Source organism: Duffyella gerundensis (assembly GCF_001517405.1).
Taxonomy (GTDB): domain Bacteria; phylum Pseudomonadota; class Gammaproteobacteria; order Enterobacterales; family Enterobacteriaceae; genus Duffyella; species Duffyella gerundensis.
The window spans coordinates 2,069,566-2,091,862 of the sequence record NZ_LN907827.1 but is presented as its reverse complement, the minus strand read 5'-3'; the positions used below and the strand labels follow the sequence as shown (position 1 = coordinate 2,091,862).

Sequence of the window (22,297 nt, the reverse complement as noted above, 5' to 3'; positions counted from 1 at the left end):
TTATGAGTCAACTTTTTCCCGTACATCCAGAGAATCCCCAACCACGTCTGATTAAACAGGCGGTGGAATACCTCACTAAAGGCGGCGTGATCGTCTACCCAACGGATTCCGGCTACGCGCTGGGCTGCCGTCTGGAAGACAAAAATGCTATGGAGCGTATCTGCCGTATTCGCCAGCTGGATGGTAACCATCACTTCACCCTGATGTGTCGCGATCTCTCTGAGCTGTCGACCTACGCCTATGTTGATAACAGCGCATTCAGACTGATTAAAAATAATACGCCGGGCAGCTATACCTTTATCCTCAAGGCGACGAAAGAGGTGCCGCGGCGGTTAATGAATGACAAGCGTAAAACCATTGGATTACGCGTGCCTTCAAACGCTATTGCTCTGGCGCTGCTGGAGGCGCTAAACGAGCCGATGATGTCGACCTCGTTAATGTTGCCAGGCAATGACTTTACCGAGTCCGATCCCGAAGATATTCAGCACAGCATAGGCAAAGTGGTGGATTTAATTATCGATGGCGGGGCGATTGGTCAGCATCCGACCACGGTAATCGATCTCACCGGTGACGCACCGGAGATCATTCGCGAAGGCGTAGGCCCGACAAAACCGTTTGAATAAATACGCGGCGCATTATTGTTTTTAAACAATAATGCGCCTGCTTGGTGTATTAATGATTATTCAGGAAGTGGTTTCGCGCGCCAGCCATTTCGAGAAGTCGCTATAAGGAATATAGAGCGAGACATCTTTCAGCACTGGCTGATCGCGGCGACGACTTTTAATTTCACGTGAATAACCAATAATCACGCCCGCAACGGTGTTATCGCTGTTATATACCGCGCCGCCGGACATACCCTGCACCACGCCAGCGTTTGACGCCATAGCAATGCAGGGACTTTTATTCCACTCATTGCGAATGCCGGTGCGCGCTAAATTAACGCCGCTGGATTCGACCGGCATGGCAGAATAAAAGCTATAACCAAACATTTTGACCGCGTCACCCGGCTTACCGGCACGAAAAGCGGGCAGCGTTTTCAAATCGTTTTTATGATAAATGATCGCCAGATCGCAATAGGGATGGTAGGCCTTTACGCGCTGCACGGCGAACTTCGCCACGTGCGCAGCGGTCAGGCTGTATTCAGGCGTGAGCGGTATGCTGGTACCCATTGTGCCGAGGCCCAGAATGGTCGGTATACCCGTTACGCTCATATCAACGCGTTCCATCGCTTCCCGGCTGTACTCATATTTTCCCACTGAGCAGCCACTGAGTAATAGCGCAGCTACTACTGACAATAATGGCAGTGTTTTCATGGTGTTCACATCGTTAGTGTTATATGCCGAAAAATCCCTGGTGAAGACTCATGGCATATTAAGTGGGCAGTCAATTGCAGATTATTTCATCCAGTCCGGCAGATGATATTTTTTGTTAAAAATGAGTTATTTTAATTTTTTAATAATGCGAAGGTTATATTTTAGTTAAGTCATTAAATCTTTGCGCATCAGTGATTGAATAATACACTGATTAATTAATTCGACAACGTAATTCAAAAGGAGAAGAATCAAATAATATTAATGATATAGAGTTAAGTTAATCCAGAAATTACTTAAGCTGAAAATTTCCCTGCCGGTGTCAGGATAAAACAGAGAATATAGCTTAAGGCGTTATAAGCTGCTTTTACGGTTGTTTTTTGCAGTGTCTTTTGCTGATTAATATTACAATTCCTTGTTTTATGAGGAAAATCCTGGTCTGCCTGCGAGCTGACAGTCATTCAGGCCGCAGGCAGAAGGAAAGCGTGGCTCAGCGTCAGGCTGTGAAACCTTGCGCCAAACGGCAAGTGAGCGATTAAAACGCGATGTTCACGCCAAGCGATGCGTTAAGCGGAGCGGTTATTGAGGCGCCTTTTTGACCGCCAATTTCCCCGAACAGACGCGTCGTATCGCTCACGGCTAATGAAACGCCGGCGGCATAGGTGGCAGACGCGCCGCTAAAGTCGTTATCAAAGCGATAACGATCGTTGATCACCGTGTCCTTGCCTTTTAGCGTTTCATAACTCATGGCCGCTTTAAGCCAGGGCGTTACCGGTAGAGAAGCCAGCTGCAACGTTCCTCCTACATAGAGGCCCGCTTCACCCATTAGCGAACGGTCACGACTGAAATGCGCCCGCATGCCGTTATCCAGCGCCACATTTTTGCTGTCAGCGGTGAAGGCGGTCAGCCGGGCATAGGGCTCGAGCCACACGGCACCGGTGGTGGCAATGCGATAGCCTGACTCCAGCGCGGCGCCAAAACCCTGACGAGCCCATTCTCCGCTTACCTCTGTGCCGCTGCTCATTCGGGTACCCAGCCGATGGTCATATCGGCTGGTGGTCAGCAGCGTGTCGATCCAGGCGCCATTGTCGAATACCCAGCTGGCCTCCAGGCCAATACCCCAGCTGTCAACCTGACCGTTTGCACCACGCCGATCGGTAAGGGTCTGCGAAGAGAAGGTAGCAACCGGCCCGAAATAAGCTTCTCCTCCTTCAAAAGCAAAGGGTGTATTGATCGCCACTTCCACGCCACGGCTCTGCATTTTCCATTCGCTGTTAGCCGCGCCCTGATAACGACGGGTGCCGCCGAGGAAACGAGCGTTAACCTGCTCCTGCTGTCGCTTAACACCGCCGGTGTCACCGCTGCGGGTGCGCCAGGCGGGCAGATGCGCATTAAAGATCATTCGCGGTGCGATACCCATGGCAATCAGAGCATCGGTAGAGGGTGTGGTTACACAGCCGCCGTGCGCGCAGGGATCGACAGGCTTTTCTGGTTCAACCGGTTTAACCGGCTCCTCGGGTTCTTCCGGCTTGCCTGGCTCCTCAGGTTCTTCCGGCTTACCCGGCTCCTCAGGTTCTTCGGGAGTAACCGGTTCGCCAGTCAGGCAGGTGGCGCTGTTCTGGCAGAGGAAGTAATCCTGCTCCTGTTGTACCAGCGTATATTGCCAGGTGCCTAAATCAACGCTGCCGCCCGGAAGATAAAACGAGGCGTCGCCTCCGGCGATATGCGCCACATTAAGAGGCTGGTTATTCTTACCCGGCTCGCTGCCCTGATGCGTGAAATGCAGATAATAGTCGCCGGTGGCGCGGTTATTGATGCGCAGAAAATCGCTGCGGTTGTCGGCTGTCCAGGCGTTCATATAAAAATGGCCACCACCGTAGAGGTCGTTGGCCGTCAGGGTACGGGGTGCGGAACCGTCACCAAACACAATTTTGCTGTCGGCATCCAGTTCAAGCTGTTGTAAATCATTGTCGGCAGGTAGATACCAGGTGCTGTTGCGACTTAAAGTCATGTGCGTGGCGTTCCGTACATTGCCAGTAAAATTTGCGTTGCGATCGAGCCACAACAGCATTTCTGCACCATTACGGGCAACCACATCGCCTTCAATGGTGGTATTTCTGAACAGAATATCAAGCAGGGTATTTTCACCCACCGCTTCGACAATCGTGTCGGTGCCGGAGATTAATTTGCTGTCATTCGTCATGTTGAGATATTTGATTTGTTTTATATTATCCTCAACGCGTACAGCCGGACCATTCCGTCCTGAGATAATCGATCCGTTGTCAACACCAATTGATGTATTAGTCTGGTTTGGGAAATAGCCGCCTCCCCATAATAAACCGACATCGTTGCCGATAATTTCACTGCCATTGGTTAACGTCATATATCCGCTGCGTAATTCAACACCATGCTCGCCATTTTCCCCTGCAATGATTTTTCCATTGTCCATGCGAATAATGCCGCGCTCGTCTAATTTCACCACGCTGTCGCGATTGCTGGTTACAGTACTGTTGTTAACATCCAGCCAGGGGCCGACCTGGAAACTGTGGTCCTGAGCGGTGAGATCGATGGCTGTGCCATCCGCACCTGACACTAACGTATCGTTGAGAAACACGGTGACGGAGCCGTGTTCACCTTCAGGCGCGACGCTGCGTATTGAACGAATATGAGAAAAGTGGAAATCGAGCAGCGCCGGGTTGGTCCATTTTACATAGTCATCATAGGGCGCAGAAGGACCGTAAACAAAGCCGTCACGTATTTCGATCAGCGCCATGGATGGGGGCGTAAAAAAGAGAGCTAATAGCGTTCCTTTGCGTAGCAGTGCCGAACAGGAAAACATGTTCATCCTGAATCCTTTTAATTGCTGTTGTGAGATAATTATTAAAAAATAAGCGTGCAGATAATCAGCCTGCGCGGGCTGGCTATATATTACGGGTTACTGTAACGACTATTTCCCTGGTGTTAATTTGCCAGTCAAATCCTAGCGCAGTACGCATTCTTGTAAATAAGACTATATCGATAATTATCGATAATATTTATTTGTCGAAAATAATCGGTGCGGTTAATTACGCGGTAAATAAATCAATAAACTGATGCGGTACGAGCCGTTACGCAGACGTTAACTACGGGGTGAAGATTTCACAGCTTTATGCAGTTAACTGGTATAGAATATGCCGCCTCTGCGCAGAGCGACGATTCGCCGCGATCAGAGTGCGGTGTGCAATCCCCGGCGTTAATTCCTGCGGAATGACCAAAATTGCCTGAATGTTTTTTCCACGACGCCTGTGAAGGCGACAGCGAGGCAGCTCAATGAGCGAAAAGTTACAAAAAGTTTTAGCGCGCGCGGGCCATGGCTCACGACGCGAAATTGAAACGATGATCAGCGCCGGACGCGTCAGCGTCGATGGCAAAATTGCCACCCTCGGCGATCGCGTTGAAGTCGACAAATCGATGAAAATCCGTATTGATGGGCACATTGTTGCCATCACCGAATCGGCCACGGAAGTGTGCCGTGTGCTCGCTTACTATAAGCCGGAAGGCGAGCTGTGCACGCGCAACGATCCCGAAGGTCGCCCAACCGTATTTGATCGCCTGCCACGCCTGCGCGGCGCGCGGTGGGTAGCGGTGGGTCGTCTCGATGTTAACACCTGTGGTCTGTTGCTGTTCACCACCGATGGTGAGCTGGCCAATCGCCTGATGCACCCAAGTCGTGAAGTTGAGCGTGAATATGCGGTACGCGTTTTTGGCCAGGTTGACGATGATAAAATTCGCCAGCTGAGCCGCGGTGTGCAACTGGAAGATGGTCCGGCAGCATTTAAAACCATCAAGTTTGCCGGCGGTGAAGGCATCAACCAGTGGTACAACGTCACATTGACCGAAGGCCGTAACCGTGAAGTGCGCCGCCTGTGGGAAGCCGTGGGTGTACAGGTTAGCCGTCTGATTCGTGTGCGTTATGGCGATATTCCGTTGCCAAAAGGTCTGCCACGCGGTGGCTGGACCGAACTGGAGCTGCCGCCAATTAACTATTTGCGCGAGCTGGTGGATCTGCCTGCGGAAACGGTCACCAAGGTGGCGGTAGAAAAAGATCGCCGTCGCACCAAGGCGAACCAGATTCGCCGGGCGGTGAAACGTCACAGCAATGTCAGCAGCGGTTCGCGTCGCACTAACAGCAACAGCAAACGCGGATAACAAAAAAGGCGCCTTCGGGGCGCCTTTTTTTTACCAGTCAATTCCCTGCTGTGCCTGAATGCCGGCATCAAACGCATGTTTGACCGGTCGCATCTCCGTCACTGTATCCGCCAGTTCCAAAATGTCACGATGGCAGCCGCGCCCGGTAATGATCACGCTCTGATGAGCGGGGCGTTGCCGTAATGCCGTGAGCAGCGCGTCCAGCGGCAAGTAATCGTAACTCACCATGTAAGTTAGCTCATCCAGAATCACCAGATCGAGACGCGCATCAGCCAGCATGCGCAGGCCATGTTGCCACACTTCCGCGCAGGCGACGCTGTCCGTTTCCCGGCTCTGTGTTTCCCAGGTAAAACCGGTGGCCATCACCTGAAACTCCACGCCCTGCGGCTCCAGCAGCTGGCGTTCACCGTTTGGCCATTCGCCTTTGATAAACTGAATCACGCCGACGCGCTTGCCATGACCGACCGCCCGCGTAGCCGTGCCGAAAGCCGCGGTGGTTTTGCCTTTGCCGTTGCCGGTGAACACCATCACAATGCCGCGCATGTCCGTTGCCGCGGCGATGCGGGCGTCAACCTGATCTTTCAACCGCTGCTGGCGCTGTTGATGACGATCTTCAGCGGCCATTATTCTGCAGCTCCTGGCTTGCGGCCCGGCTGAGCATCAAAGCTGACACCGTTCTCGTTGCGGCTGTCGTCGCCCATTAGATAGAGGTAAAGCGGCATTAAATCAGCTGGCGTTTTCAGCTTATTGGCGTCTTCCTGTGGGAAGGCGCTGGCGCGCATTTTGGTACGCGTTCCGCCAGGATTGATGCAGTTCACCCGTAAATGACGATCTTTATACTCATCGGCAAGCACTTGCATCATGCCCTCGGTAGCAAACTTGGAAACCGCATAGCTGCCCCATCCGGCGCGACCGGTACGGCCAACGCTTGAGGTGGTAAACACCAGCGAGCCGGCAGCCGATTTCAACAGTAATGGCAACAGCGCCTGCGTCAGCCAAAAAGTGGCGTCTACGTTAACCTGCATTACTTCGCGCCAGACGTGCGGTTTAATCTCTGACATTGGCGCAATGTCGCCCAGCACGCCAGCGTTATGCAGCAGACCATCCAGCCGAGGAACCTCAGCGGCAATCGACGCTGCCAGCGTCTGGCAGGTTGCGGGGGTAGCGCTATTCATATCCAGCACGAACGTTTTGCCGGGCTTGCGGGTTATGGTCGCGACCTCTGCAGCGACCTGGCTGAGCTTTTCACTGTTGCGCCCTAAAAGCAAAACCTCGGCGCCATGGCGGGCATAAGTCAGTGCTGCCTCGCGACCGATGCCGTCAGTGGCACCGGTCACCAAAATAATGCGGCCTTCAAGCAGGTTGTTTTTCGGTTGGTAATCCATAGCGGCTCCTCGGCAGATTGCCGTCACGTGCAATTGTTCATGGTGTTCGCTTTATGCCTGAAAAAACCAGGCAGTGCAAACCAGCACAGGGCGCGTGATGTGAAGCGGTCACGCTGTGATAAACTGAGAGACAATTAACAACATGTGCAACAGGGCGGACGAATGGAATTACTTTTCTGGTATGGACTGTTTCTGGCGAAAACCATCACCATTGTGGCCGCCATCGCGGCCATCGCCATTATTCTGGTGAACGTGGCGCAGCGTAAGCGTGGTCAGGCAGGACAGCTGAAGGTAGTGCGTATTGGCGATGACTATCGTCATGTCAAAGAGGAGATGACGCTGGCTAAACTGCCGCCACTGGAGCAAAAAACCTGGCTGAAAGAGCATAAAAAGCGCGAGAAAGAAAAAAACAAGCTGGCTAAGCGCAACGCGAAACAAGGCATTAAGCGTGACAGCACCAAACCTTCACTCTACGTGCTCGATTTCAAGGGCAGCATAGACGCCGGCGAAGTGGCATCGTTGCGCGAAGAGATTTCCGCCATTCTTGCCGTTGCCGTACCCGGCGATGAAGTGCTGCTCAGACTGGAAAGCCCAGGCGGCGTAGTGCACGGTTATGGCCTGGCTGCATCGCAGCTGCAGCGTTTGCGCGACAGCGGTATCACCTTTACCGCTGCGGTGGATAAAGTGGCGGCCAGTGGCGGCTACATGATGGCCTGCGTGGCCGATCGTATCGTCGCCGCGCCTTTTGCGATTGTCGGCTCAATTGGTGTGGTGGCGCAGGTGCCTAACTTTAACCGCCTGCTGAAACGTAACAATATTGATGTTGAGCTGCATACCGCCGGGCAATATAAGCGCACGCTGACTCTGTTTGGTGAGAATACCGAAGAAGGCCGTGAAAAATTCCGTGAGGATTTAAACGAAACGCATCTGCTGTTTAAAGATTTTGTGCATGAGATGCGTCCTTCGCTGGATATTGAGCAGGTCGCCACCGGCGAACACTGGTTTGGACGTCAGGCACTTGAGCTGGGACTGGTTGATGAGATTGGCACCAGCGATACGCTGATCATCTCGCAACTGGAGCGTTTTGACGTGTTGAGCGTGCGCTATGCTCGCCGCAAAAAAATGTTCGATCGCTTTACGCAGAGCGCGGCCGCCAGCGCCGAACGCTCGCTGCTGAAGCTGTGGCAGCGCGGCGATAAACCGCTGCTGTAGTCAATGTTGCCCGGTTTATCGCCGGACATTACGCCAGGTGATACTGTTTCGACAGTTCGGTTGCCAAAAATTTATACAGATTAAATACCCGCGTGCTTTTTGCCGTGGGTAATCCCTGCTCATCCAGCCAAAAATTGCCGTTGAACACCAGCACGTCGCCTTTTTGCTCTACGCCATCAACCTGCACACCAGGAAAATAATCGTCGTGCGCTTCAAGCATGGCATTTGCCCGTTCCAGTAATGCTTCACGCGAAAGGGCGGTTGTAGTCAGCATCATTATTGCCTCATTTTTTGACAGTGAAGAGAATCCTTCTATATTACTGGCCGGGCTACACTCGCTCAAATCTGTTTACTGCTTCGCAGTTTATGGCGCGATTTTAACCTGAGTGCTAATAAGGTTGCGTAACAGATTTTATCAGGTAGAGTGTGGGCGATTCAGGTTCTGGCAGTAAATTTTGTTGTGCTGGAGTTGCATCGCTGTTAAAAGGCATGCCTTTTCAGTAGGTTGGATAAAGACATTTCGTTGTGGTTCTGATGAGGCATCAGATTCCTCTGTACCGCAACCGGTCGTCATCCTTTCATTTCATTTACGGTCAGACGTTATATTCAGGTAAAGGTAATTATGGGAAAAGCTCTGGTAATCGTTGAGTCCCCGGCAAAAGCCAAAACAATCAATAAATATCTCGGCAATGACTTCGTGGTGAAATCCAGCGTAGGTCATATTCGTGATTTGCCGACCAGTGGATCAACAGTTAAAAAGAGCGCTGACTCTACAACCAGTAAACCTGCCAAAAAAGTTAAGAAAGATGAGAAAGCGGCGCTGGTCAACCGCATGGGCGTTGACCCGTGGCATGACTGGGAAGCGGATTATCAAATTCTCCCGGGCAAAGAAAAAGTGGTTGCCGAGCTGAAAGCACTGGCTGAAAACGCTGACCACATCTATCTCGCAACTGACCTTGACCGCGAAGGGGAAGCCATTGCGTGGCACCTGCGGGAAGTGATTGGCGGTGATGATTCCCGCTTCAGTCGCGTGGTCTTTAACGAGATCACCAAAAATGCCATTCGTCAGGCGTTTGAAAAGCCGGGCGAACTGAACATTAACCGGGTTAACGCACAGCAGGCGCGACGCTTTATGGATCGCGTGGTGGGTTACATGGTTTCCCCTTTGCTGTGGAAAAAAATCGCACGTGGTCTCTCCGCGGGACGCGTTCAGTCGGTAGCGGTACGTCTGGTCGTAGAACGTGAGCGTGAGATCAAAGCCTTCGTTCCCGAAGAGTACTGGGAGCTGGATGCTGATTTCACCACGCCAAAAGGCAGCGATCTGGCCATGCAGGTCACGCATCAGGGCGACAAAGCATTTCGCCCGGTAAACGGTGAGCAGACCCAGGCGGCGTTGAGCCTGCTGGAAAAAGCGCGCTTTACCGTTGCCGATCGTGAAGATAAGCCGACCAGCAGCAAACCGGGTGCACCTTTTATTACCTCGACGCTGCAGCAGGCCGCCAGTACCCGCCTGAGTTTTGGCGTCAAAAAAACCATGATGATGGCCCAACGGCTGTATGAAGCGGGTCACATCACCTATATGCGTACTGACTCAACCAATCTGAGTCAGGATGCGGTAAGCATGGTACGCGACTATATCGGCGGCGAGTTCGGTAAAAAGTATCTGCCGGAAGCAGCAAATCAGTACGCCAGCAAAGACAATTCGCAGGAGGCACACGAAGCGATTCGTCCTTCTGATGTCAACGTGCTGGCGGAAAGCCTGAAGGACATGGAAGCGGATGCGCAGAAGCTTTATCAGCTGATCTGGCGCCAGTTTGTTGCCTGTCAGATGATGCCTGCGCAGTACGATTCAACGACGCTGACCGTCAATGCTGGTGATTTCAGACTGAAAGCGAAAGGCCGTACGCTGCGTTTTGACGGCTGGACCAAAGTGATGCCAGCGCTGCGCAAAGGCGATGAAGATCGCACCCTGCCGCCGGTCAACGTCGGTGACGATCTCACGCTGGTGCAGTTGACGCCAAGTCAGCACTTTACCAAGCCGCCGGCGCGCTTCAGCGAAGCCTCACTGGTGCGTGAACTGGAAAAGCGCGGCATTGGCCGACCGTCAACCTATGCGTCAATTATTTCGACTATTCAGGATCGCGGTTATGTGCGCGTTGAAAGTCGCCGTTTCTATGCGGAAAAAATGGGTGAAATCGTTACCGATCGGTTGGAAGCAAATTTCCGCGAGCTGATGAACTACGATTTTACCGCGCATATGGAAAACAGCCTTGACCAGGTCGCGAACAACGAAGCGAAATGGAAAGGGGTGCTCGACAGCTTTTTCAGCGATTTTAGCCAGCAGCTTGAGCAGGCTGAAAAAGATCCGGAAGAAGGCGGCATGCAGCCGAATGCGATGGTGATGACCACTATTGACTGCCCAACCTGTAGCCGTCAAATGGGTATTCGCACCGCCAGCACCGGCGTGTTTTTAGGATGTTCAGGTTACGCGTTACCGCCTAAAGAGCGCTGTAAGCAGACGATTAACCTGATTCCTGAAAATGAAGTGCTGAACATTCTTGAAGGTGACGATGCCGAAACCAATGCGTTACGTGCCCGTCGCCGCTGTGAGAAGTGCGGCACCGCCATGGACAGTTATCTGATCGACAACCAGCGCAAGCTGCACGTCTGTGGTAACAATCCCGGCTGTGATGGCTACGAAATTGAGCAGGGCGAGTTTCGCATCAAGGGCTACGACGGCCCTATCGTAGAATGTGAAAAATGTGGTTCTGAGATGCACCTGAAGATGGGTCGTTTCGGTAAATACATGGCCTGCACCAACGAAGAGTGCAAAAACACGCGTAAAATTCTGCGTAATGGCGACGTTGCGCCACCAAAAGAAGATCCGGTACCGCTGCCTGAGTTGGCGTGTGAGAAGTCCGATGCCTACTTCGTGCTGCGTGACGGCGCGGCAGGCGTGTTCCTTGCCGCTAACACCTTCCCGAAATCGCGCGAAACCCGTGCGCCGCTGGTGGAAGAGCTGCAACGCTTTAAAGATCGTCTGCCTGAGAAATTGCGCTACCTGGCCGATGCGCCTGTAGCCGACAAAGAGGGGAATAAGACGGTCGTTCGCTTCAGTCGTAAGACAAAACAGCAGTATGTCAGCTCAGAAAAAGAGGGAAAAGCCACCGGCTGGTCAGCTTTTTTTGTTGATGGCAAATGGCAGGAAGCGAAAAAGTAGCCCCCGCTTAACGTTCGCTAATGAAAAGGTCAGCTTTGCTGGCCTTTTTTTATGGCGCTGCTTATAACAATATCCTCTACATCCAAACGTAAAATGATATAGTTGTTATAGTAAAACCCCACCATTTTGCCTGACCTTTACCCGTCGCCTGCATCATTTCACGAACGGAAAGAGGGCGTGCACTGGACGCTAACCGGGAACACCATTATGAAACTGCAACAGCTGCGTTATATCGTCGAAGTCGTTAACCACAATCTTAACGTTTCCTCTACCGCTGAAGGGCTTTACACCTCGCAGCCGGGCATCAGTAAACAAGTGCGCATGCTGGAAGACGAGCTTGGCATTCAAATATTTGCGCGCAGTGGCAAACACCTGACGCAGGTTACACCGGCCGGTGAAGAGATTATCCGCATCGCCCGTGAAGTGTTGTCAAAGGTTGAGGCGATTAAGTCGGTAGCAGGCGAGCACACCTGGCCGGATAAGGGATCGCTATACGTCGCCACCACACATACTCAGGCGCGCTATGCACTGCCAAACGTCATTAAGGGCTTTATCGAGCGCTATCCGCGTGTCTCATTGCATATGCATCAGGGCTCGCCTACGCAGATTGCAGAGGCGGTATCCAAGGGGAATGCCGATTTTGCTATCGCCACCGAAGCGCTGCACCTGTATGACGATTTAATCATGCTGCCTTGCTATCACTGGAACCGCGCTATCGTGGTCACCCCGGACCATCCACTGGCGGCGAAAAGCAAAGTATCGATTGAGGAGTTGGCTGAATATCCGTTGGTAACCTACACCTTCGGCTTTACCGGACGATCTGAACTGGATACTGCTTTCAATCGCGCTGGCCTGACGCCGAAAATAATTTTTACCGCCACCGATGCTGACGTGATCAAAACTTACGTGCGTTTAGGGCTGGGAGTAGGGGTTATTGCCAGCATGGCAGTCGATCCTGTTGCAGACCCTGACTTAATCCGCATAGAAGCGACAGATACTTTTACCTATAGCACGACCAAAATTGGCTTTCGCCGTAGCACATTCCTTAGAAGCTATATGTATGATTTTATTCAACGTTTTGCGCCACACCTGACGCGAGACGTCGTGGATACCGCCGTGGCATTACGATCTAACGATGACATTGAAGCCATGTTCAAAGATATAAAATTGCCTGTCAAATAGAGTTTAGCCAGCATTTCCTTCTTTTCTCAGCCGCTTATGCGGCTTTTTTTATGTCTGGTTGGTCCTAAAGCCCCATTTTCACATCTGTTTTATTAATTTATTGTAAATGAAACATGGCTCACAGGTTTATTCATTGTTGTTTCTTAAATGAGAAATGCAGCACATTTTCCTATGTTCTGTTTTGCAGAAAGCCAGGATAAATCTCATACTCCAGTTATCCGATGTGGCTTAGGTCAGCTGCACCGCTAATGCAACCGGGTGGCTCTATTAATAGATGGATCTGATTTTTGTGCCGATTATTTTAATTTAAGTTACGGAGCAATTATGTCGCAGTTAAAGAGCAGCAGTTTACTGAACGATAATTGCCAATTTGATTAATAACGTTAATCGTTGTGTTCAATAAAAATAGCTGGATTTTAATTGGGTAAGAGTTTAGGATTCGTCCTAATTCTTCATCGGTCCTAACAATCGTTTCATTGAGAGTGATTATCAAAAACTATGGCTACCAGAATAACTGTACAACCCGGCTTCCGGGCAAAAAGCACTAAGGTCGAGCGTAGTGGTAACACCCGCCGCAACGCATGGTTATCCGTTTTTGCTGTGTCTGCCCTGTTCTGGGTGGGGATTGCAGTAATGATTTGGCGCTTCTGGGGGTAAATCATGTTGGGACATACGCTGAGTCACAAACCGAAGCAGGCGCGCAATGTTGAAGCCTCTCCCTACTGCAAAGCCAGGGATGCGGACACAGTGAATATACCCCCATCATGGAACCTGAACGAGAAGCAGAGAAATTTCATCGAATCGATGTTCGATGAGAAAGTAAAATAAGCTGTTTGTTATATTTGCCGTAAAGCTAACTGCGCAATGTGGTTAATTTGATTTAAGTAATATTGTTTTCGCTTATAGCGTTTGATGTCCATAAACATCAACACTTCTGGGTCTCTAAAAATCGGTTGGATCGGCGCTAACTGCTTGATTCTGAATGTGCGTTTTTTATTGGCCGTATTCCGGCCTGAGCGAGTTATATATGAATCTTACTAAAATTACGTGGTATAGCGCCTGGGCCCTGTCTTGTGCATTCTGGAGCGGCGCTGCAGTTCTGGTAATGTAATTAACACAAATTTTAACAAACGCCCTGCGAGTTATTCGCGGGGCGTTTTTGTTTCTATCGTTTTATTTAAAAGTGTCAATTTTTGTTGTTATCAAAACGTTAATGACTGTGTGGACTATCTTTATTGTATGCCCTGAGCCTTTAGGGTGAACGCTCGTACAATAATATGGAGGAGCTATGTCGTTATCCCTACACGAAATAAGTCAGGACAGGCTGGATGTGGAAGGTAAGTCTTACCATTACTTTAGCCTGCCGCGTGCTGCTGAACAGCTGGGCAATGTTGATCGTCTGCCCAAATCCCTCAAGGTCCTGCTTGAAAATCTGCTGCGTTGGCAGGACGGCGATTCCGTTACGGCTGAAGATATTCAGGCGCTGGCAGACTGGCAGCAGACCGCTCATGCCGATCGAGAGATTGCTTATCGCCCGGCACGTGTGTTAATGCAGGATTTTACCGGCGTTCCGGCGGTGGTTGATCTGGCGGCAATGCGTGAAGCCGTTAACCGGCTGGGCGGCGACGTGGCGAAGGTCAATCCGCTCTCCCCGGTCGATCTGGTCATTGACCACTCGGTGACCGTCGACCATTTTGGCAATGACGATGCGTTCGAAGAGAACGTGCGCCTGGAAATGGAGCGTAACCACGAGCGCTATGTGTTTTTGCGCTGGGGACAAAAAGCCTTTAATCAGTTTCGGGTCGTGCCGCCGGGCACCGGCATCTGCCATCAGGTCAATCTGGAGTATCTCGGTAAAGCTATCTGGCAGGAAGAGCGCGATGGCGAACATTACGCCTGGCCGGATACGCTGGTAGGTACTGATTCCCACACAACGATGATCAACGCGCTCGGCGTGCTTGGCTGGGGCGTAGGCGGCATCGAAGCTGAGGCAGCAATGCTCGGTCAGCCGGTCTCCATGCTCATTCCGGATGTGGTTGGCTTTAAACTCACCGGTAAGCTACAGCCGGGTATTACCGCGACCGACCTGGTATTAACGGTTACGCAGATGCTGCGCAAGCATGGCGTGGTAGGAAAATTTGTTGAGTTTTACGGGGACGGCTTGGCCGATCTGCCGCTGGCCGATCGTGCCACCATCGCCAATATGGCCCCTGAATATGGCGCAACCTGCGGCTTTTTCCCGGTCGACGAGGTAATGGTGGGCTATTTACGTCTGACAGGCCGTAGCGATGAACAGGTAGCGCTGGTGGAAGCCTATGCCAAAGCGCAGGGCCTGTGGCGTAATCCAGGCGACGAGCCGGTCTTTACCAGCTCATTGTCGCTGGATATGCACGATGTTGAATCCAGTATTGCCGGACCAAAACGTCCGCAGGACCGCGTATCGCTGGGCGATGTGCCTAATGCGTTCAACGCCAGCAACGAACTGGAAGTTAACCGTGCCCAGAAAGCCCACAAGACGGTGAAATGGTCCGACAGTGAAAGCGGACACGAATATGAGCTGGAGGATGGCGCGGTAGTGATTGCCGCCATTACCTCCTGTACCAACACATCCAACCCCAGTGTGTTAATGGCGGCGGGCCTGGTAGCGAAAAAAGCGGTCACACTGGGACTGCGGCGTAAGCCGTGGGTGAAGGCGTCGTTGGCGCCGGGTTCGAAAGTGGTCTCTGATTATCTTGCCAAAGCCCGGTTGACGCCGCATCTCGATAAGCTTGGTTTTAATCTGGTTGGCTACGGCTGCACCACCTGTATCGGTAACTCCGGGCCGCTGCCGGACGCCATTGAAAACGGCATCAAAGAAGGTGATCTCACCGTTGCGGCCGTGCTCTCAGGCAACCGCAACTTTGAAGGGCGAATTCATCCACTGATCAAAACCAACTGGCTCGCTTCACCGCCGCTGGTTGTGGCTTATGCGCTGGCAGGCAATATGCACATCAACCTGCAAACTGAACCGCTGGGTAACGATCTCAGCGGCAAGCCGGTTTATCTGAAAGATCTCTGGCCGACGCCGGAAGAGATTGCGGAAGCGGTGCAGCAGGTTTCGGTGGACATGTTCCACAAAGAGTATGCCGAAGTGTTCGACGGCACGCCGGAATGGCAGGAGATCAAGGTCAGCGAGGCGGCAACCTATGACTGGGATGAAGGATCAACCTACATCCGTCTGTCGCCGTTCTTTGACGATATGGAAGCGGAGCCTAAACCGGTGAAAGATATTCGCGGCGCCCGGATTCTGGCTATGCTCGGCGATTCGGTGACCACTGACCATATTTCACCTGCGGGCAGCATCAAAGCCGAAAGTCCGGCGGGACGCTATCTGCAACAGCATGGCGTCGAGCGCAATGACTTTAACTCTTACGGTTCACGCCGCGGTAACCATGAAGTCATGATGCGTGGCACCTTTGCCAATATTCGTATTCGCAATGAGATGGTGCCGGGCGTGGAAGGGGGGATAACCAAGCATTACCCCAGCGGCGAGCAGATGGCGATTTACGATGCCGCAATGAAATATCAGCAGGAGAACGTGCCGCTGGCGATCATAGCCGGCAAAGAGTACGGCTCAGGGTCCAGCCGTGACTGGGCGGCAAAAGGGCCACGATTGCAGGGCGTTCGCGTAGTAATCGCTGAGTCTTTCGAGCGTATTCACCGCTCAAACCTGATTGGCATGGGGATTTTACCGCTGGAGTTTCCGCAAGACGTCACGCGTAAAACCCTTAATCTCACCGGGGAAGAGCTGATTGACGTGGAAGATTTGGAAGATTTGCAGCCAGGCTGTACGGTGCGCGTGACCTTAACGCGTTCCGATGGCAGCAAAGAGGAACTGGTGACGCGTTGTCGCATTGATACCGGTAATGAACTGACCTATTACCGCAACGATGGCATCCTGCATTTTGTTATCAGGAACATGTTGAAGAGCTAAAAAAAGGCCGGTAACGGCCTTTTTCCTCTTATCCTTTAGGCAACAAATGGCCCATTTTCTCAGCTTTGGTATCGAGATAATGGGCATTCTTAGGATTTCTCCCCACTATCAGCGGCACGCGCTCGACAATATTGATGCCCGCTTCGCTGAGGATCTCAACCTTGCGTGGGTTGTTAGTCAGCAGACGGACTTCATTGACGCCCAACAGCTTAAACATATCGGCGCAGAGGGTGAAATCACGCTCATCGGCAGCGAAGCCGAGCTGATGGTTAGCCTCAACCGTGTCGTAACCCTTATCCTGCAACGCATAGGCGCGAATCTTGTTTAACAAGCCAATATTGCGACCCTCCTGACGATGATAAAGCAGCGCACCGCGACCCTCTTCAGCGATGGCGGTCAGCGCGGCTTCCAGCTGAAAGCCGCAGTCACAGCGCAAGCTGAACAGCGCATCACCGGTGAGACACTCTGAATGAATTCGCGCCAGCACTGGCTCATTGTCGTTGATATCGCCATAAATCAGGGCAACATGGTCGTGCCCGGTGGCCAGTTCTTCAAATCCCACCATCAGGAAATCTCCCCATGGCGTTGGCAGTTTGGCTTCTGCCACCCGTTTCAGCTGCATGTAACTCTCCAGAACCTTGATCTGTTGCGCTATCATAATGGTAACGCTTGCAGGCCCGACTGACCTGAATGATGGCGGCTATTTTGCCATAACCACTATTGTAAGGGGTAACCTGTATCAGCGATTGTAGTGATAAAGCACAATTATCCAAGTAGTAATCGTTATGTTATTATTTTTTAAGCTATTGTATTGCTTTGCAGATTTTTTGCCATCACCAAGGAGCTCGGATGTTTGACATCGCCAGGCGAACCGCTTTGGGCGCATTACTGTTGCTGATCATACCGCTGGTGGTATGGCTGTCAGGTTGGCAATGGCAGCCGGGGCAGAATACCTTGTGGTTGAAAGGCCTGTTCTGGATGACTGAAACCGTGACTCGTCCCTGGGGCATCATCACTTTTATCCTGCTGACCGCTTGGTTTTTATGGTGTTTGCGCTTTCGCCTTAAACCCGCGCTTTTCCTTGTCGCTATTATGCTTGCGGCCATTATGGCGGGCCAGTACACCAAATCTTTCATTAAAGAGCGCGTGCAGGAACCGCGGCCCTACGTACTCTGGCTGGAAAAAACGCACGGCGTCAATGAAGAGACGTTCTATCAGCTCAAGCGTAAGGCGCGTGGCGAAATGGTCACTAACCTGTTGCAGGACGAACAACAGGTTCCGGGATGGCTAAAACGGCACTGGGCGTTTGAAACCGGCTTTGCTTTTCCATCCGGTCATACCCTGTTTGCCGCCAGCTGGGCATTATTGGGTGTAGGTCTACTGTGGCCGCGCCGCCGTACCCTGACCATCGTGGTGCTACTGCTGTGGGCTACTGGCGTGATGGTCAGCCGTATGCTGCTCGGCATGCACTGGCCGCGTGATTTGATCGTGGCCACGCTGATAAGCTGGTTGCTGGTTACCCTCGCCGTGTGGTTGGCGCAAAGAGTGTGTGGCCCGCTTACCGTGCCGGTTGAAGAGTCGCAGGAGATAAATCAGCGGGAAGAGCAGGGCAGGTGATTGCATTGACACATTTCGCCCCCAAATAATTCAGGCAGCCAGGAGAGGAAAAGCGCGCGCTGCTGATGATGACGTTGCAGCATCCGCCGCGCTTTTTTGGCATAATTCTTTTAGTTACCATTCCATACGGGAAGAAACGTGAAATATTTGCTGATTTTTTTAGTCGTGCTGGTCATTTTTATCATTTCCGTCACGCTTGGCGCACATAACGATCAGGTGGTCACCTTTAACTACCTGCTCGCACAAGGACAGTTCAGCATCTCCACGCTTCTGGCGACCTTGTTTGCCGCGGGCTTCCTGCTTGGCTGGGCGATATGCGGCCTGTTCTGGCTGCGCGTGCGCGTCTCGTTGGGCCACACACAACGTAAGCTAAAACGTCTGCAACAGCAGATCAGCCAGCAGAATGAATCGAAATCTGCCGCCTCGCGCAGTGTTGTGGTCAAGGAATAACCTCTTATGTTGGAATTGCTATTCCTGCTCCTTCCCGTTGCCGCTGCTTACGGATGGTATATGGGCAGACGAAGCGCACAGCAGGATAAGCAACAGGAAGCGAGCCGCCTGTCGCGGGATTACGTGACGGGGGTTAACTTCCTGCTCTCAAATCAGCAGGACAAAGCGGTCGATCTGTTTCTCGATATGTTGAAAGAGGACAGCGGCACCGTGGAAGCGCACCTGACGCTGGGCAATCTTTTTCGTTCACGCGGCGAAGTGGATCGCGCCATCCGCATTCACCAGTCTTTAATGGAAAGCGCCTCGCTGAACTACGATCAGCGCTTGCTGGCAGTGCAGCAGCTGGGCCGCGACTACATGGCCGCCGGTATGTATGACCGCGCGGAAGATATGTTTACCCAGTTGACCGATGAAACTGAGTTTCGCGTCAGCGCCCTGCAACAGCTGCTGCTGATTCATCAGGCAACCAGCGAATGGCAGCAGGCAATTGACGTCGCTGAGCGGCTGGTCAAGCTCGGTAAAGATAAGCAGAAGATGGAGATTGCGCACTTTTACTGCGAGCTGGCGCTGCAGGCGATGGGCAGTGACGATCTTGAACGGGCGATGAGCCTGTTGAAAAAGGGCGAGGCGGCCGATCGGCAGAGCGCGCGCGTGTCCATTATGATGGGCCGTATTCTGATGGCGCAGGAAGAGTTTGCCAAAGCCACCGGTTTTCTGCAGCGCGTGATTGAGCAGGACAAAGAGCTGGTGAGCGAAACGCTGCCGATGCTGGAAACCTGTTATGGTCATCTGCAACGTACCGATCAGTGGGCGGAATATCTGCAGCGCTGCGTGGAAGAGAACACCGGTGCAGCAGCCGAACTTTATCTGGCGGACATCATGGAAGCACAGGAAGGCGCGGAAACCGCCGAAGCTTATGTAAACCGCCAGTTGCAACGCCATCCCACGATGCGTGTTTTCCATCGTCTGATGGATTTTCACCTGCAGGAAGCTGAAGATGGTCGCGCGAAAGAGAGCCTGATGGTGCTGCGCGATATGGTTGGCGAACAGATTCGCACTAAGCCGCGTTATCGCTGTCACAAATGCGGTTTTACCGCGCATGCGCTTTACTGGCACTGTCCTTCGTGCCGCGCATGGTCCTCGGTAAAACCGATTCGCGGGCTGGATGGGCAATAATACTGCCCATTTTTTTAATGGTCGATGCTAGTTACAACATACTATATAATGTATACAAGGTTAACCTTACCCCAGAGCACAGGTCATCTAAAAGTCTGGCAAAAGAACAATGGCGACAGGCCGTTGCAACATTGTCATAGGGCGGTGACCGCAGGTAGAATGCTGCCGTTTATCAATGCGCCCGCCGGTGCTCAGCCAAGGACAATTCATGACTTCACCTGCTCCGATCTCTTCACCGATTCTGATCGCTCTCGATTATGCCGATCGCGACCGTGCGCTGGCCTTTGTGGATGGCATCGATCCCCGCAGTTGCCGTCTGAAAGTGGGTAAAGAGATGTTTACCCGGTTCGGCCCTGACTTTGTCACCTCGCTGCAGCAGCGTGGCTTCGAGATTTTCCTCGACCTCAAATTTCATGACATTCCCAATACAACCGCGCACGCGGTCGCCGCAGCGGCCGATCTTGGCGTCTGGATGGTCAACGTGCATGCCAGCGGCGGGGCGCGCATGATGACGGCGGCCAAAGAGGCGTTACTGCCATTTGGCAAAGATGCGCCGTTGTTGATCGCCGTTACCGTACTCACCAGCATGGAAAGCAGCGATCTGCTTGATCTGGGCATTCAGGCGTCACCGGCAGAATATGCCGGACGTCTGGCACGGCTGGCACAACAGAATGGCCTGGACGGCGTGGTGTGCTCGGCGCAGGAAGCCGCAACGTTCAAAGCAGAGCTGGGCAGCGCATTCAGGCTGGTAACGCCAGGCATTCGTCCAGCGGGCAGCGAGGCTGGCGATCAGCGTCGCATCATGACGCCGGTGGATGCGCAGCGCGCCGGCGTGGATTACATGGTCATTGGACGCCCGATCACCCAATCCACCGATCCGGGCGCTACACTGAACACTATTCTGGCATCGTTACAGGAAGCAAAATGAGTCGCGACAATCCTCTGGTATATTCAACCGACAGCGGCCGTATCGATACACCAAAAGCAGCACCGGTGCGGCCCAAAGGTGACGGTATTGTGCGTATTCAGCGGCAAACCAGCGGACGCAAGGGCAAGGGCGTCTGTTTGATCACCGGCCTCGATCTGGATGATGCGGGGCTGAGCACGCTGGCTGCCGAGCTGAAAAAGAAATGCGGCTGCGGTGGCGCGATTAAAGACGGCGTCATCGAAATCCAGGGCGATAAGCGCGATCTGTTGAAAAGCCTGCTGGAAGCGAAAGGGCTGAAGGTTAAGCTGGCGGGCGGATAAAAAAAAGGCCACTGATTAGTGGCCTTTTGCTTATTGTTATTACGCTGTGTGAAGTATCAGGTAAGTGCGTTAGCGGCTGATCTGGTGGCCGATAATGCCGCCTACTGCTGCACCACCTACGGTGCCCAGGCCACTGCCGTTGGTCAGTACAGAACCGCCGATAGCACCTGCGCCTGCGCCGATCGCGGTGTTGCGATCGCGTTTTGACCAGTTAGAACATCCGCTCAATGAAATGACTAACGTGGTGGCCAAAACCACCGCTGATACGCGTTTAAAATTGATTGTCATCACTACTCCTTTGTTATTGATCTCAGAGACAACACCACAAGTATAGATGGTCTTCTGTTTCTCTTATTCCGCTCTGTGTATAATTTTTCATTATGTGCGCATAAGCAAGGCATAACGCGATAATGTCATGTCCTGTGCACAGGTAGCTGACCCGAGTATTGTAGGTTTTCCGTTTCGCCTGAACAGGTTAAAAACTCTCAATTTCCATCACAGTTTCCTCTCATCAGCGACTTTCCGACGGCATTACAGCCAGTCAATCCATATTCTCCAGGCTCGCTTCAGGCAACACTGTTGCTGTTTATTTGCAAGGAGAAACAGGATGCTGGAACAACTGAAAAAGCAGGTGCTCGAGGCAAATCTGGCCTTACCGGAGCACAATCTGGTGACCTTTACCTGGGGTAACGTTAGCGAGATAGACCGCGCCTCTGGGCTGATGGTGATCAAACCCTCTGGTGTGAAATACAGTGAGATGACGGAAGCCGACATGGTGGTGGTTGAAGTGGAAACCGGCCGCGTAGTGGAGGGCACAAAACGTCCTTCTTCTGATACCGATACCCATCGTGCACTCTATCTGGCCTGGCCAGAAGCAGGCGGAATTGTCCATACCCATTCCCGACATGCGACCATCTGGGCACAGGCCGGACGCGATATTCCTGCCTGGGGCACCACGCACGCCGATGATTTTTACGGCACCATTCCCTGTTCACGTGCCATGCGTGATGATGAAATCATTGAGCGCTATGAGTGGCAAACCGGGCAGGTGATCATTGAGACGCTGCGCGAACGGCAGATCGATCCGCTGGCGATTCCCGCTGTGCTGGTCAATTCACACGGGCCTTTTGCCTGGGGAAAAAGTGCGCAGGATGCGGTGCATAGCGCGGTAGTGCTGGAAGAGGTGGCCTACATGGCTCTGTTCAGCCAGCAACTGACGCCGCAGCTGCCCGCCATCAATCCGGCACTGCTGGATAAGCACTATTTGCGCAAGCACGGCAAAGATGCCTGGTACGGTCAAAAGGAGTGATTTGCCTTTCAAAATGGCAGATCTATA

The 22,297-nt window shown here is 52.4% G+C and carries 20 protein-coding genes; 13 read left to right on the top strand and 7 right to left on the bottom strand.

All coding sequences use genetic code 11. From position 1 onward, the window contains the following. The first annotated feature begins 2 nt into the window (after positions 1-2). Positions 3-623 (top strand): L-threonylcarbamoyladenylate synthase, encoded by a 621-nt coding sequence (locus EM595_RS09685; protein WP_067431012.1) that lies wholly within the window; start codon positions 3-5, stop codon positions 621-623. 60 nt (positions 624-683) lie between these two features. Here the strand turns inward: EM595_RS09685 and EM595_RS09680 are convergent, their stop codons facing one another. Both EM595_RS09680 and EM595_RS09675 read right to left on the bottom strand, forming a co-directional pair. Beyond that, on the bottom strand, positions 684-1,313 hold the full coding sequence (locus EM595_RS09680) for a S1 family peptidase (protein ID WP_067431009.1): 630 nt from the start codon (positions 1,311-1,313) through the stop codon (positions 684-686). 532 nt (positions 1,314-1,845) lie between these two features. After that, positions 1,846-4,155, bottom strand: coding sequence for an autotransporter outer membrane beta-barrel domain-containing protein (locus EM595_RS09675; RefSeq protein WP_082691656.1), 2,310 nt, complete (start codon positions 4,153-4,155; stop codon positions 1,846-1,848). A gap of 464 nt (positions 4,156-4,619) precedes the next feature. Between EM595_RS09675 and rluB the strand changes: the two genes are divergently transcribed. Then, positions 4,620-5,498 carry a 23S rRNA pseudouridine(2605) synthase RluB gene (rluB, locus tag EM595_RS09670; RefSeq protein ID WP_067431002.1) on the top strand — a complete coding sequence of 293 codons (879 nt, stop codon included), beginning with the start codon at positions 4,620-4,622 and terminating at the stop codon, positions 5,496-5,498. 30 nt (positions 5,499-5,528) lie between these two features. On the opposite strand, the gene cobO is transcribed toward rluB, so the two are convergent. Together cobO and EM595_RS09660 are read right to left on the bottom strand one after the other, a co-directional pair. Beyond that, complete coding sequence (cobO, locus tag EM595_RS09665) at positions 5,529-6,122, bottom strand: cob(I)yrinic acid a,c-diamide adenosyltransferase (RefSeq protein ID WP_067430999.1); 594 nt, start codon at positions 6,120-6,122, stop codon at positions 5,529-5,531. Then, a complete protein-coding gene (locus tag EM595_RS09660) occupies positions 6,122-6,883 on the bottom strand; it encodes a YciK family oxidoreductase (protein ID WP_067430998.1) in 762 nt (253 codons plus the stop codon). Before EM595_RS09660 ends, cobO begins: the two co-directional genes overlap by 1 nt. A 162-nt stretch (positions 6,884-7,045) precedes the next feature. Between EM595_RS09660 and sohB the strand changes: the two genes are divergently transcribed. After that, a complete protein-coding gene (gene sohB, locus EM595_RS09655; RefSeq protein ID WP_067430997.1) occupies positions 7,046-8,095 on the top strand; it encodes a protease SohB in 1,050 nt (349 codons plus the stop codon). Positions 8,096-8,123: 28 nt separating this feature from the next. On the opposite strand, the gene EM595_RS09650 is transcribed toward sohB, so the two are convergent. Beyond that, positions 8,124-8,372, bottom strand: a complete 249-nt coding sequence (locus EM595_RS09650) for a DUF2498 family protein (protein ID WP_067430996.1) — start codon at positions 8,370-8,372, stop codon at positions 8,124-8,126. Positions 8,373-8,717: 345 nt separating this feature from the next. Here EM595_RS09650 and topA point away from each other — a divergent pair, with 345 nt between their 5' ends. The 4 genes from topA (at position 8,718) to acnA (ending at position 16,470) form a co-directional block, all read left to right on the top strand. After that, entirely contained in the window at positions 8,718-11,315 is a 2,598-nt protein-coding gene (topA, locus tag EM595_RS09645) for a type I DNA topoisomerase (protein ID WP_067430985.1), read from the top strand. A gap of 207 nt (positions 11,316-11,522) precedes the next feature. Beyond that, positions 11,523-12,497: an HTH-type transcriptional regulator CysB gene (gene cysB / locus EM595_RS09640; RefSeq protein ID WP_067430983.1), complete on the top strand. Its 975-nt coding sequence runs from the start codon at positions 11,523-11,525 to the stop codon at positions 12,495-12,497. 498 nt (positions 12,498-12,995) lie between these two features. Next, positions 12,996-13,154 carry a YmiA family putative membrane protein gene (locus EM595_RS20650; RefSeq protein WP_071852506.1) on the top strand — a complete coding sequence of 53 codons (159 nt, stop codon included), beginning with the start codon at positions 12,996-12,998 and terminating at the stop codon, positions 13,152-13,154. A gap of 631 nt (positions 13,155-13,785) precedes the next feature. Beyond that, positions 13,786-16,470, top strand: a complete 2,685-nt coding sequence (gene acnA, locus EM595_RS09635; RefSeq protein WP_067430980.1) for an aconitate hydratase AcnA — start codon at positions 13,786-13,788, stop codon at positions 16,468-16,470. A gap of 28 nt (positions 16,471-16,498) precedes the next feature. Here the strand turns inward: acnA and ribA are convergent, their stop codons facing one another. Next, positions 16,499-17,092 (bottom strand): GTP cyclohydrolase II, encoded by a 594-nt coding sequence (gene ribA / locus EM595_RS09630; protein WP_067430978.1) that lies wholly within the window; start codon positions 17,090-17,092, stop codon positions 16,499-16,501. Between the two features lie 227 nt (positions 17,093-17,319). Between ribA and pgpB the strand changes: the two genes are divergently transcribed. The 5 genes from pgpB to yciH all read left to right on the top strand — a co-directional run bounded on the left by pgpB (position 17,320) and on the right by yciH (position 20,961). Next, entirely contained in the window at positions 17,320-18,087 is a 768-nt protein-coding gene (gene pgpB, locus EM595_RS09625) for a phosphatidylglycerophosphatase B (protein WP_067430976.1), read from the top strand. A 138-nt stretch (positions 18,088-18,225) separates the two neighbouring features. After that, a complete protein-coding gene (locus EM595_RS09620) occupies positions 18,226-18,537 on the top strand; it encodes a LapA family protein (protein ID WP_067430972.1) in 312 nt (103 codons plus the stop codon). Between the two features lie 6 nt (positions 18,538-18,543). Continuing rightward, complete coding sequence (gene lapB / locus EM595_RS09615; protein WP_067430968.1) at positions 18,544-19,713, top strand: lipopolysaccharide assembly protein LapB; 1,170 nt, start codon at positions 18,544-18,546, stop codon at positions 19,711-19,713. A 208-nt stretch (positions 19,714-19,921) separates the two neighbouring features. Then, entirely contained in the window at positions 19,922-20,641 is a 720-nt protein-coding gene (gene pyrF, locus EM595_RS09610; protein ID WP_067430967.1) for an orotidine-5'-phosphate decarboxylase, read from the top strand. Beyond that, positions 20,638-20,961, top strand: coding sequence for a stress response translation initiation inhibitor YciH (gene yciH, locus EM595_RS09605; protein ID WP_067430964.1), 324 nt, complete (start codon positions 20,638-20,640; stop codon positions 20,959-20,961). The genes pyrF and yciH overlap by 4 nt, the downstream gene beginning before the upstream one ends. A 69-nt stretch (positions 20,962-21,030) precedes the next feature. On the opposite strand, the gene osmB is transcribed toward yciH, so the two are convergent. Next, on the bottom strand, positions 21,031-21,249 hold the full coding sequence (gene osmB / locus EM595_RS09600) for an osmotically-inducible lipoprotein OsmB (RefSeq protein WP_067430959.1): 219 nt from the start codon (positions 21,247-21,249) through the stop codon (positions 21,031-21,033). Positions 21,250-21,568: 319 nt separating this feature from the next. On the opposite strand from osmB, the gene araD reads away from it, so the two are divergent. Next, positions 21,569-22,270, top strand: coding sequence for an L-ribulose-5-phosphate 4-epimerase (gene araD, locus EM595_RS09595; protein ID WP_067430958.1), 702 nt, complete (start codon positions 21,569-21,571; stop codon positions 22,268-22,270). Positions 22,271-22,297: the final 27 nt, after the last annotated feature.